Here is a 12,428-nt window from a genome sequence, read left to right as displayed (position 1 = left end):
AGACCATGTCCACTGAGAAACAGAAATACGGCGTCCACTCCGAGGCCGGCAAACTGCGCAAAGTGATGGTGTGCTCCCCGGGCCTGGCGCACAAGCGCCTGACCCCGAGCAACTGCGACGAACTGTTGTTCGACGATGTGATCTGGGTCGACCAGGCCAAGCGCGACCACTTCGACTTCGTTACCAAGATGCGCGAGCGCGGCGTCGATGTGCTGGAGATGCACAACCTGCTCACCGACATCGTCCGCCAGCCCGAAGCGCTGAAGTGGATTCTGGACCGCAAGATCACCGCCGACACCGTCGGCCTGGGCTTGACCAGCGAAGTCCGCAGTTGGCTCGAAGGCCTGGAGCCACGCCACCTGGCCGAGTTCCTGATTGGCGGTGTCGCCGGCCAGGACCTGCCGCAGAGCGAAGGCGCCGATGTGGTCAAGATGTACAACGACTACCTCGGCCACTCAAGTTTCATCCTGCCGCCACTGCCCAACACCCAGTTCACCCGTGACACCACCTGCTGGATCTACGGCGGCGTCACCCTGAACCCCATGTACTGGCCGGCGCGACGCCAGGAAACCCTGCTGACCACCGCCATCTACAAGTTCCACCCCGAGTTCACCGGCGCCGACTTCCAGGTGTGGTACGGCGACCCGGACAAGCAGCACGGCAATGCCACCCTCGAAGGCGGTGACGTCATGCCGATCGGCAACGGCATCGTGCTGATCGGCATGGGCGAGCGCACTTCGCGCCAGGCCATTGGCCAGTTGGCGCAGAGCCTGTTCGAGAAAGGCGCGGTCAAGGAAGTGATCGTCGCCGGGCTGCCCAAATCCCGTGCGGCGATGCACCTGGACACCGTGTTCAGCTTCTGCGACCGCGACCTGGTGACGGTCTTCCCGGAAGTGGTCAGCGAGATCGTGCCGTTCATCATTCGCCCGGACGAAACCAAGCCGTACGGCATGGATGTGCGGCGTATCAACAAGTCGTTCATCGAGGTGGTGGGCGAGCAGTTGGGCGTCAAGCTGCGCGTGGTCGAGACCGGCGGCAACAGCTTTGCCGCCGAGCGCGAGCAGTGGGATGACGGCAACAACGTGGTGGCCCTGGAACCGGGCGTGGTCATCGGCTACGACCGCAACACCTACACCAACACCCTGCTGCGCAAGGCCGGGATCGAGGTCATCACCATCAGTGCCGGCGAACTCGGCCGGGGCCGTGGCGGCGGCCATTGCATGACCTGCCCAATCGTGCGCGACCCTATCGATTACTAACGTCCACTGACCCAGGCGGGCGCCCACCCGGCGCCGGCCTGGCGATTACCGAACCTAAGGAGAATCATCATGGCGTTCAACATCCATAACCGTAACCTGCTCAGCCTCGAACACCACACCACCCGCGAGCTGCGTTACCTGCTGGACCTGTCGCGCGACCTCAAGCGCGCCAAGTACACCGGCACCGAGCAGCAACACCTGAAGGGCAACAACATTGCCCTGATCTTTGAAAAAACCTCCACCCGTACCCGCTGCGCGTTCGAGGTGGCGGCCTACGACCAAGGCGCCAATGTCACCTACATCGACCCCAATTCCTCGCAGATCGGCCACAAAGAAAGCATGAAGGACACCGCCCGGGTACTTGGGCGCATGTATGACGCCATCGAGTATCGCGGCTTCAAGCAGGAAATCGTCGAGGAGCTGGCCAAGTTCGCCGGGGTGCCGGTATTCAACGGCCTGACCGACGAGTATCACCCCACGCAAATGATCGCCGACGTGCTGACCATGCGTGAAAACAGCGACAAGCCGCTGCACGACATCAGCTATGCCTACCTGGGCGATGCACGCAACAACATGGGCAACTCGCTGCTGTTGATCGGCGCCAAGCTGGGCATGGACGTGCGCATCGCCGCCCCCAAGGCGCTGTGGCCCCATGACGACCTCGTCGAACGCTGCCACAAGTACGCCGAAGAAAGCGGCGCGCGCATCACCCTGACTGAAGACCCGAAAGCGGCGGTCAAGGGGGTGGACTTTGTGCACACCGATGTCTGGGTGTCGATGGGCGAGCCGGTCGAGGCGTGGGGCGAGCGCATTCAGCAACTGCTGCCCTACCAGGTCAACAAGGAGCTGATGAAAGCCACCGGCAACCCGCGCAGCAAGTTCATGCATTGCCTGCCGGCGTTCCATAACAGCGATACCAAGGTGGGCAAACAGATCGCCGAACAGTACCCGCACTTGGCCAACGGCATCGAAGTCACCGACGACGTGTTCGAGTCGCCCGCCTGCATCGCCTTCGAGCAGGCAGAAAACCGCATGCATACGATCAAGGCGATCCTGGTGTCGACCCTGGCAGACCTGTAACGCCAAAGGCAGGTTCCTTGTGGGAGCGGGCCTGCCCCGCGATAGCGTCTGCTGCTGCGACGCCATCGCGGGGCAAGCCCGCTCCCACGGAACCGCCCCACAGCCCCACTGAAGGACTTCCCCATGCGTATCGTGGTTGCTTTGGGCGGTAACGCCCTGCTGCGTCGCGGCGAGCCGATGACCGCCGACAACCAGCGCAGCAATATCCGCACCGCCGCCGAGCGGATCGCAAAAATCCATGCCGGCAACGAGCTGGTAATCGCCCACGGCAACGGCCCGCAAGTGGGCCTGCTGTCGCTGCAGGGCATGGCCTACAAGCCCGATGAGGCCTACCCGCTGGACGTGCTCGGCGCCGAAACAGAAGGCATGATCGGCTACATGATCGAACAGGAACTCGGCAACCTGCTCGACTTCGAAGTGCCGTTCGCCACCCTGCTCACCCAGGTCGAGGTCGACGCCAACGACCCGGCATTCCAGGACCCGACCAAATTCATCGGCCCGGTCTACAGCAAGGACGAAGCCGAACGCCTGGCCAAGGAAAAGGGCTGGGTGGTCAAGCCAGACGGTGACAAGTACCGGCGTGTGGTCGCCAGCCCCAAACCCAAGCGCATTTTCGAAATCCGCCCGATCAAGTGGCTGTTGGAAAAAAGCAGCATCGTGATTTGTGCAGGCGGTGGTGGCATTCCGACCATGTACGACGAGAACCGCAAGCTCAAGGGCATCGAGGCGGTGATCGACAAGGACCTGTGCTCGGCGCTGCTGGCCGAGCAACTGGAAGCCGACCTTTTGATAATCGCCACCGACGTGGATGCCGCCTACATTGATTTTGGCAAGCCGACACAAAAGGCCATCGCCCAGGCTCACCCCGACGAGCTGGAAAAACTCGGCTTTGCCGCAGGTTCCATGGGGCCGAAGGTACAGGCTGCGTGCGACTTTGCGCGCCACACCGGCAAAGTCGCGGTGATCAGCTCGTTGGAGAACATCGAGGCTATCGTCAAAGGCACTGCCGGCACGCGGGTGTCTACGGCCCAGCCGGGGATCAGCTACCGTTGAATGCAGTTGGCCGGTGCCTGGCGCCGGCCGTTTTCACACTTTGCGGAGGATTTCACCGTGGCGCAGTTCCAACCTGGTCATGTCCATATCATGCGCACAGCGCTGAACAGCAACGACTACAGCTACGAGCTCAACATCAATTACGAAGTAGCCCAAGACCCCAGGGAAGGCCGCGGCATCGAGTTCCGCATGCATGGCAGCATCGAAGGCAAGCCGGTGGATGAGAAGTTCTTCCTGACCAAGGACCAGGTGTTGCCGAGCTTTCTCAGCATTACCACGCGCAAGGCTCAGTCCTACCTGCCCGAAGGCAAGAAGTTCGAAAGCCTGGGTTCGCCGCACAAATTGTACGACGCCATGTTCGAGGATATCCGCGCCAAGCTGGATGTGAAGTCCGGCGACCCGATCAAGCCTGAGCATTTGCAGTAGGGCAGGCACTCCTCACCCCCATGCTTTGCGCAAGCCTGTTCCAGCCTCATCGCAGGCTCGCGCCAGCTCCCACAGAGGCCATGTTCAACCGCAACATTGCGGGTTGGACCCAATCCTGTGGGAAATGATAGAGAGTTGTGGCGAGCGGGCTTGTACAAAACCATAGAATCTCCCACAGAAACCGCGTATCGCCGCAATATTGAGGGCTGGCCGAGATCCCTGTGGGAGCTGGCGCCAGCCTGCGATGAGGCCGGAACAGGCTGCGCGCATCCCTCGGCATTGGCACTGCAATAGGCTTAACCCGGCCCCCAAGGCATACTACTGCCCTCCCCGGCCACAACCTTCGCCTCCCCATGCGCATCCACGTCAGCTTCATCGACCGCGTCGGCATTACCCAGGAAGTCCTGGCCCTGCTCGGTGCCCGCAACCTCAACCTCGATGCCGTGGAAATGGTCCCGCCCAACGTCTATATCGACGCCCCGACCCTCAGCCCTGCCGTGCTCGAAGAACTGCACGATGCGCTGTTCGAGGTGCGCGGCGTGCAGTCGGTGGAAGTGGTCGACATTCTTCCCGGCCAACGCCGCCACCTGCAACTCGACGCCCTGCTGGCGGCGATGAGCGACCCGGTGCTGGCCGTCGACAGCGCAGGCCAGGTCCTGCTGGCCAACCCGGCGCTGATCGCCCTGTGCGGGCGTGAATCGGCCGGGCGCTCGATCGGCGAGCTGTTCGGCGACCCCGAACTGCTGCAAACCCTGCGCGACAACAACTTCCACCTGCCCATGCGCGAAATGCAGCTCAACGGCCAGAGCCTGCTGCTGGACGCCACGCCCATTACCAACGCAGGCGGCCTGCTGACGCTGTACCCGCCCACGCGCATGGGCGAGCGGCTATCGGCGCTGCACCACGACCATGCCGAAGGCTTCGACGCCATGCTTGGCGACTCCCCGGCCATCCGCACCCTCAAGGCCCGCGCCTTGCGGGTGGCGGCCCTGGATGCGCCACTGCTGGTGCACGGCGAAACCGGCACTGGCAAAGAGCTGGTGGCGCGCGCCTGCCACGCCATCAGCAGCCGGCGCGGCGCGCCGTTTCTGGCCCTCAATTGCGCAGCGCTGCCCGAAAGCCTGGCCGAGAGCGAACTGTTCGGCTACGCCCCCGGCGCCTTCACCGGCGCCCAGCGCGGGGGTAAACCCGGGCTGATGGAGCTGGCCAACCAGGGCACCGTGTTTCTCGACGAGATCGGCGAAATGTCGCCGTACCTGCAAGCCAAGCTGCTGCGTTTTTTAAGCGACGGCAGCTTCCGCCGGGTGGGCGGCGACCGCGAGGTCAAGGTCGATGTGCGGATCATCAGTGCCACCCACCGCGACCTTGAGCGCATGGTCGCCGACGGCACGTTCCGCGAAGACCTGTTCTACCGCCTGAACGTGCTCAACCTGCAGGTGCCGCCACTGCGCGACCGTGGCCAGGACATCCTCATGCTGGCGCATTTTTTCATGCAGCAAGCCTGCACCCAGATCCAGCGCCCGGCCTGCCGGCTGACCCCCGCCACCCATTCGGCGCTGCTGGCCAACCCGTGGCCTGGCAACGTGCGCCAGTTGCAGAACGTGATCTTCCGCGCCGCCGCCATCTGCGAAAGCACCCTGGTGGACATCGGCGACCTGGACATTGCCGGCACCTCGGTCGCCCGTGGGCACGACGGCGAAGTGGCCAGCCTGGAGCAGGCGGTGGGCGATTTCGAGCGTGAGTTGCTGCAGCGGCTGTACGCCAGCTACCCCTCGACCCGGCAACTGGCAGGGCGCCTGCAAACCTCCCACACCGCTATCGCACAGCGGCTGCGCAAGTACGGTATCCCTGGCAAGCCCTGAAAAATCAGACTTTTCCTAATCTTTTAGGACACAGATGGCTGCAAAAATGGTGACCCTTTAATTCAACTGTCACCGACGAGGCACAGGCCCGTTCCTGTCATTCAGGGCCGGCCCGCCTCCGAGAACAACAAAGAGCCCTCTGATGTTTGAACTCGATTTCTACGGGACACTGGTCGCCGCTTCATTGGTACTGCTGCTGGGCCGAGGCCTGGTGCAGCGGGTTGGTTTTCTGCGCGCCTACAACATCCCCGAACCGGTTGCCGGCGGCCTGCTGGTTGCCCTGGTGCTGCTGGCACTGCGCAGCTTCGACATACGGGTTCAGTTCGATACGTCCATGCAAACCCCGCTGATGCTGGCATTCTTTGCCACCATCGGCCTGAGCGCCGATTTCAGCAGCCTGAAAAAAGGCGGCCGGGTAGTTGTGGTGTTTCTGCTGGTGGTAACCGGCCTGCTGCTGGTGCAGAACGCCATGGGCATTGGTTTGGCCACAGCGCTTGGGCTCGACCCATTGATGGGCCTGCTGGCAGGCTCGATCACCCTCTCTGGTGGCCACGGCACCGGGGCTGCCTGGAGCGCGACGTTCAGCGACAAATACGGGCTCGCCTCAGCCGCCGAACTGGCCATGGCCTGTGCAACCTTCGGGCTGGTGCTGGGTGGGTTGATTGGCGGCCCGGTCGCACGCCTGTTGATCAAGCGCGCCAAGCTTCACAGCAGCGGAGAGTCAACGGCAATTCTGCCCAAGGGCTTCGAACAGCCGAACACCGAACGCCTGATCACCTCGTTCTCCTTCGTCGAAACCTTGGCCCTGATTGCGGTCAGCCTGCTGGCAGGCTCGCTGCTCAATGGTGCGCTGCTGGGTACTGCATTCGAACTGCCAACCTTCGTGTGCGTGTTGTTCGTCGGCGTGGTGCTGCGCAATGGGCTGTCGGCGCTGGGCATGTACCACGTGTTCGAGCGGGAAGTCTCGGTGCTGGGTAACGTCAGTCTGTCGCTGTTTCTGGCGATTGCGCTGATGTCGCTCAAGCTGTGGGACCTGGCGGCACTGGCGCTGCCGTTCTTCATATTGCTGGCCGCGCAAACACTGGTGATGGCGCTGTTCGCCATCTTTATCACCTTCCGCGTGATGGGCCGCAACTACGATGCTGCGGTACTGGCTGCCGGGCATTGCGGCTTCGGGCTCGGTGCCACGCCTACCGCCATTGCCAACATGCAGGCCGTAACGCAGCGCTACGGGCCTTCGCAGATCGCGTTTCTGGTGGTGCCGATGGTCGGGGCGTTCTTTATCGACATCATTAATGTGATCGTGATCAAGCTGTATCTGGCACTGCCGTTTTTTGTGGCGTTGTAAGCGGAAGATGATGGCTGAATTTCTATCGGTTTGAAGATGACGTCAATTCAGCCGGGGCAGCGATCCGCAATGGACACTGGCCCGGCTGAACTTCGGAGTCGCAGTACGATTCTTACAAACACATAAAAACTCTCAAGCAACTTAATTCATGTACTTTATTTGATCTTTATACGAAAAACACCTGAGTGACTTTTGTAGAAACTTTTAGTTTCAGTTCTTGGACGGGGCTCGGTGGTTGGAGGAAAAAGCGCGACTGACCCGTAACGAATTAAATACGCCGTATCGTAATCGCTACACGTGCGTTTTCCTGCGGGTCTGCAAGGGTTTGATACTCCATCCTTTTTTCTCTGCGCGCCGCCTGTAACGATTTCATTCCGAGGTTTTCATTCCACCCTGCTCATCACACGATCAAGTTATTGATTTATATGGCTTTTTAAATAATGGCCACATTATTGCTACGGAAACCTCAACCCAAGAGCGCGGCCCGACCGCGCCCAACACCCTGCTTCCCGAGGATGTCCCATGAGCGAGTTGCGTTTCACTGAAGATCACGAATGGCTGCGCGTCGAAAGCGATGGCAGCGTTACGGTCGGCATCACCGCCTACGCCCAGAACGCCCTTGGCGATGTGGTGTACGTGCAACTGCCTGAGCTTGCGCACTACGACAAAGGCGCCGAAGCTGCTACCGTCGAGTCGGTGAAAGCTGCCAGTGGCATATACATGCCCCTCAGCGGTGAAGTGGTAGCGGTCAACGAAGCACTCAACGACAGCCCGGAGCTGGTCAACGAAGACCCGCTGGCCGAGGGCTGGTTCTTGCGCTTCATCCCGGCAAATATCGACGAAGTGGCAGCCCTGCTCGACCAGGACGCCTACGACCGCCTGATCAAAGCCAACGATGACGCCTGAGGAATGACCATGACCCGCAATCTCGGTACCGCCAACGAATTCATCGCCCGTCACATCGGCCCGCGCGCCGCTGACGAGCAGGCCATGCTCGCCACCCTCGGTTTCGACTCGCTCGACGCCATGACCGCAGCGGTCATCCCCGACAGCATCAAGAACACCAGCGTACTGGGCAGCCAGGACGGCCAGAGCGAGGCCGATGCCCTCGCCGCGCTGAAGGCTATCGCCGGCAAGAACCAGCTGTTCAAGAGCTACATTGGCCAGGGCTACTACAACACCCACACCCCGGCGCCGATCCTGCGCAACCTGCTGGAAAACCCAGCCTGGTACACCGCCTACACCCCGTATCAGCCAGAAATTTCCCAAGGCCGCCTGGAAGCGTTGCTGAACTTCCAGACCCTGATCAGCGACCTCACCGGCCTGCCGATCGCCAACGCCTCGTTGCTCGACGAAGCCACCGCCGCCGCCGAGGCCATGACCTTCTGCAAGCGCCTGTCGAAAAACAAAGCCAGCCACAGCTTCTTCGCCTCCTCCCACTGCCACCCGCAAACCCTTGATGTGCTGCGCACCCGCGCCGAGCCGCTGGGTATCGAGGTGGTGGTTGGCGACGAGCGTGAGCTGGGGGATGTCAGCGCCTTCTTTGGCGCGCTGCTGCAATACCCGGCCAGCAACGGTGATGTCTTCGATTACCGCGAGCTGGTGCAACGCCTGCACGCCGCCAACGCACTGGTGGCGGTGGCCGCCGACCTGCTGGCCCTGACCCTGCTGGCCCCGCCAGGTGAATTCGACGCAGACGTCGCCATCGGCAGCGCCCAGCGCTTCGGTGTACCGCTGGGCTTCGGCGGGCCGCACGCGGCCTACTTCGCCACCCGCGATGCGTACAAGCGCGACATGCCGGGCCGTTTGGTAGGTGTATCGATCGACCGTTTCGGCAACAGCGCCCTACGCCTGGCCATGCAGACCCGCGAGCAACACATCCGCCGCGAGAAGGCCACCAGCAACATCTGCACCGCCCAGGTGCTGCTGGCCAACATCGCCAGCATGTACGCCGTGTACCACGGGCCGGAAGGCCTCAAGCGCATTGCCGAGCGCACCCACGCGCTGACCACCATTCTTGCCGCAGGCCTGGGTGAGATGGGCGTCAAGGTCGTCACCGAAAGCTTCTTCGACACCCTCACCCTGGCCACCGGTGCCGACACTGCCAAGCTGCACGAAAAAGCCCGCAACCAAGGCATCAACCTGCGCCAGATCGATGCCGCGCACCTTGGCCTTTCGCTGGATGAAACCACCAGCCAGGCCGACGTCGAGGCGCTGTGGGCACTGTTTGCCGAGGCCACCCCTGACTTCGCAAGCCTTGCCGCCAGCACTGCGCTGCGCCTGCCACACGCACTGCTGCGCGAATCGGCGATTCTCGAGCACCCGGTGTTCAACCGCTACCACAGCGAAACCGAGCTGATGCGCTACCTGCGCCGCCTGGCCGACAAGGACCTGGCGCTGGACCGCACGATGATCCCGCTGGGCTCGTGCACCATGAAGCTCAACGCAGCCAGTGAAATGATCCCGGTGACCTGGGCCGAGTTCGGCAACCTGCACCCGTTCGCACCAGCGGCGCAAAGCCAGGGTTACCTGCAACTGACCCGCGAGCTGGAAGCCATGCTCTGCGCCGCCACCGGCTACGACGCTGTGTCGCTGCAGCCCAACGCCGGCTCCCAGGGTGAGTACGCCGGCCTGCTGGCGATCCGCGCCTACCACCGCAGCCGCGGCGACAGCCACCGCGATATCTGCCTGATCCCGTCCTCAGCCCACGGCACCAACCCCGCCACCGCGCACATGGCTGGTATGCGCGTGGTGGTGACGGCGTGCGATGCGCGCGGCAACGTCGATGTCGAAGATTTGCGCGCCAAGGCCGTCGAGCACCGCGAGCGGCTTGCCGCGATCATGATTACCTACCCGTCCACCCACGGCGTGTTCGAGGAGGCCATCGGCGAAATCTGCGCGATCATTCACGACAACGGCGGCCAGGTTTACATCGACGGCGCCAACATGAACGCCATGGTCGGCCTGTGCGCACCGGGCAAGTTCGGCGGCGACGTCTCGCACCTGAACCTGCACAAGACCTTCTGCATCCCCCACGGCGGCGGTGGGCCGGGCGTCGGCCCGATTGGCGTGAAAGCGCACCTGGCGCCGTTCCTGCCAGGCCACGCGGCACTCGAAAACACCAGCGGCGCGGTGTGCGCGGCGCCGTTCGGCAGCGCCAGCATTCTGCCAATCACCTGGATGTACATCCGCATGATGGGTGGCGCCGGGCTCAAGCGCGCCTCGCAGATGGCGATCCTCAACGCCAACTACATCGCCCGCCGCCTTGAAGAGCACTACCCGGTGCTGTACAGCGGCGGTGATGGCCTGGTCGCGCATGAATGCATCCTCGACCTGCGCCCGCTCAAGGACAGCAGCGGCATCAGCGTCGATGACGTGGCCAAGCGCCTGATCGACTTCGGCTTCCATGCCCCGACCATGTCGTTCCCGGTGGCAGGCACGCTGATGATCGAGCCGACCGAAAGCGAATCGAAGGAAGAGCTGGACCGCTTCTGCGACGCCATGGTGGCCATCCGCGAAGAGATTCGCGCGGTCGAGAACGGCATCCTGGACAAGGACGACAACCCGCTGAAGAACGCCCCGCACACCGCAGCGGAACTGGCAGGTGACTGGGCTCACGGCTACAGCCGCCAGCAAGCGGTGTATCCGCTGGCAAGCCTGGTGCAAGGCAAGTACTGGCCACCGGTTGGACGGGTCGACAACGTGTTCGGCGACCGCAACCTGGTCTGCGCCTGCCCCCCCATCGAGAGCTATCAGGACGCCTGATGGCGCCAGCTGAACCCGGGGCCGCCTTGCGGCCCATCGCAGGCTGTCGCCAGCTCCCACACAGACCTGCGCCCGGCCACAGTATCGAGGCTTGGCCCGAATTCCTGTGGGAGCTGGCGACAGCCTGCGATGAGGCCAGAGCAGGCTTGCACAAAACCCTCATCGAACGTTGACTCGAACAACAACTCCAGGAGTTCCCGATGTCCGAAACACTGCAAAAGACCCCGCTGCACGCCCTGCACCTGGAACTCGGCGCTCGCATGGTGCCGTTCGCAGGCTTTGACATGCCTGTGCAGTACCCGCTGGGTGTGCTCAAGGAGCACCTGCACACCCGCGAACAGGCCGGCCTGTTCGATGTTTCCCATATGGGCCAGATCATCCTGCGCGGCAGCGATGCCGCCCGCGCCCTCGAAACCCTGGTGCCGGTGGACATCATCGACCTGCCCCAGGGCATGCAACGCTATGCCATGTTCACCAACGCGCAAGGCGGCATCCTCGACGACCTGATGGTCGCCAACCTGGGTAATGACACGCTGTTCCTGGTGGTCAACGCCGCTTGCAAGGACCAGGACCTGGCCCACCTGCGCGAGCACCTCGCCGAACGTTGCGAAATTCTACCGCTGTTCGAACAACGCGCCTTGCTGGCACTGCAAGGCCCGGCGGCGGCTACGGTATTGCAGCGCCTGGCACCGGAAGTGGCCAGCATGACCTTCATGCAATTGCGCGCCATCAACCTGCTGGGCCATGACTGCTACGTCAGCCGCTCGGGCTACACCGGTGAAGACGGCTACGAAATCTCGGTGCCCACCGACGCTGCAGAAGCCCTGGCCCGGCGCCTGCTGGCCGAGCCCGAAGTGCAGCCGATAGGCTTGGGCGCCCGTGATTCGCTGCGCCTTGAGGCTGGCCTGTGCCTGTATGGCCACGACATGAACAGCACAACCACGCCGATCGAAGCCAGCTTGCTGTGGGCCATCTCCAAGGTCCGCCGCGCTGACGGCGCCCGTGCCGGCGGCTTCCCGGGTGCCGAACGTATATTCGCCCAGCAGCAACAGGGCGTACCGCGCAAGCGCGTTGGCCTGCTGCCGCAGGAACGCACGCCGGTGCGCGAAGGTGCCGATATTGTCGATGCGCAAGGTAATACGGTCGGCAACGTGTGCAGCGGCGGGTTCGGCCCAACACTGGGCGCGCCATTGGCAATGGGTTATGTCGATAACGAACATGCAGCGTTGGACACGCCACTATTTGCACTGGTACGGGGCAAGCAAGTTGCACTTAAAGTGAGCAAAATGCCTTTTGTGGCGCAACGTTACTATCGCGGCTGAGTGTGGCAACGGGCGGGTTCGCTTATGCGCTTTCGAACCTGCCCGATAACGTTGCGCACTCGCTACAGCCCCCGCGAAACGGTGCTTCCAGCCGGATTTACGGGCATTGTAGAAAGCCCGATCGCAGCGGCGCCTGAGGGCTTGTTTTCGCTTCGAGAGTTGGCGTAGAGTCAGCGAACTGTGTTTGCATGGGTCGCAACAGCTCGTGACCTGGGCCAGTAGCCGCAGTCTGCTACAACCCGTTCGACGTCTCTTACTTTCCTGCAACCAGCCCAGTGAACTTACACGCCTATGGCAATGTGCAAGTCACTGT

General features: G+C 62.6%; 9 protein-coding genes. All 9 read left to right on the top strand.

Going from position 1 to position 12,428, the window contains the following annotated elements:
- The first annotated feature begins 5 nt into the window (after positions 1-5).
- Positions 6-1,259, top strand: coding sequence for an arginine deiminase (gene arcA, locus HU719_RS01900; RefSeq protein ID WP_186520845.1), 1,254 nt, complete (start codon positions 6-8; stop codon positions 1,257-1,259).
- 69 nt (positions 1,260-1,328) lie between these two features.
- Positions 1,329-2,339 (top strand): ornithine carbamoyltransferase, encoded by a 1,011-nt coding sequence (locus HU719_RS01895; protein WP_186520846.1) that lies wholly within the window; start codon positions 1,329-1,331, stop codon positions 2,337-2,339.
- Positions 2,340-2,462: 123 nt separating this feature from the next.
- Entirely contained in the window at positions 2,463-3,392 is a 930-nt protein-coding gene (gene arcC, locus HU719_RS01890) for a carbamate kinase (protein ID WP_186520847.1), read from the top strand.
- Between the two features lie 57 nt (positions 3,393-3,449).
- The gene (locus HU719_RS01885; protein WP_186536904.1) at positions 3,450-3,818 is read left to right on the top strand and encodes a DUF5064 family protein; all 369 of its coding nucleotides are present in this window, start codon (positions 3,450-3,452) and stop codon (positions 3,816-3,818) included.
- A 353-nt stretch (positions 3,819-4,171) separates the two neighbouring features.
- Positions 4,172-5,680 (top strand): transcriptional regulator GcsR, encoded by a 1,509-nt coding sequence (gcsR, locus tag HU719_RS01880; protein ID WP_186536905.1) that lies wholly within the window; start codon positions 4,172-4,174, stop codon positions 5,678-5,680.
- A 142-nt stretch (positions 5,681-5,822) separates the two neighbouring features.
- The gene (gltS, locus tag HU719_RS01875; RefSeq protein WP_186536906.1) at positions 5,823-7,028 is read left to right on the top strand and encodes a sodium/glutamate symporter; all 1,206 of its coding nucleotides are present in this window, start codon (positions 5,823-5,825) and stop codon (positions 7,026-7,028) included.
- 522 nt (positions 7,029-7,550) lie between these two features.
- A complete protein-coding gene (gene gcvH / locus HU719_RS01870) occupies positions 7,551-7,934 on the top strand; it encodes a glycine cleavage system protein GcvH (RefSeq protein ID WP_186536907.1) in 384 nt (127 codons plus the stop codon).
- A gap of 9 nt (positions 7,935-7,943) precedes the next feature.
- On the top strand, positions 7,944-10,793 hold the full coding sequence (gene gcvP, locus HU719_RS01865) for an aminomethyl-transferring glycine dehydrogenase (RefSeq protein ID WP_186536908.1): 2,850 nt from the start codon (positions 7,944-7,946) through the stop codon (positions 10,791-10,793).
- A 200-nt stretch (positions 10,794-10,993) separates the two neighbouring features.
- Positions 10,994-12,115, top strand: coding sequence for a glycine cleavage system aminomethyltransferase GcvT (gene gcvT, locus HU719_RS01860; RefSeq protein WP_186536909.1), 1,122 nt, complete (start codon positions 10,994-10,996; stop codon positions 12,113-12,115).
- Positions 12,116-12,428: the final 313 nt, after the last annotated feature.

This window comes from Pseudomonas farsensis (assembly GCF_014268805.2).
GTDB lineage: Bacteria > Pseudomonadota > Gammaproteobacteria > Pseudomonadales > Pseudomonadaceae > Aquipseudomonas > Aquipseudomonas farsensis.
Note: the sequence above shows the minus strand (reverse complement) of the source record. Positions and strands in the feature narration are given on the sequence as shown.

Bases quoted from the DNA above. Each gene is read 5' to 3' on its own strand.
- arcA (WP_186520845.1), top strand. From the start codon at position 6: ATGTCCACTGAGAAACAGAAATACGGCGTCCACTCCGAGGCCGGCAAA.
- HU719_RS01895 (WP_186520846.1), top strand. From the start codon at position 1,329: ATGGCGTTCAACATCCATAACCGTAACCTGCTCAGCCTCGAACACCAC.
- arcC (WP_186520847.1), top strand. From the start codon at position 2,463: ATGCGTATCGTGGTTGCTTTGGGCGGTAACGCCCTGCTGCGTCGCGGC.
- gcsR (WP_186536905.1), top strand. From the start codon at position 4,172: ATGCGCATCCACGTCAGCTTCATCGACCGCGTCGGCATTACCCAGGAA.
- gltS (WP_186536906.1), top strand. From the start codon at position 5,823: ATGTTTGAACTCGATTTCTACGGGACACTGGTCGCCGCTTCATTGGTA.
- gcvH (WP_186536907.1), top strand. From the start codon at position 7,551: ATGAGCGAGTTGCGTTTCACTGAAGATCACGAATGGCTGCGCGTCGAA.
- gcvP (WP_186536908.1), top strand. From the start codon at position 7,944: ATGACCCGCAATCTCGGTACCGCCAACGAATTCATCGCCCGTCACATC.
- gcvT (WP_186536909.1), top strand. From the start codon at position 10,994: ATGTCCGAAACACTGCAAAAGACCCCGCTGCACGCCCTGCACCTGGAA.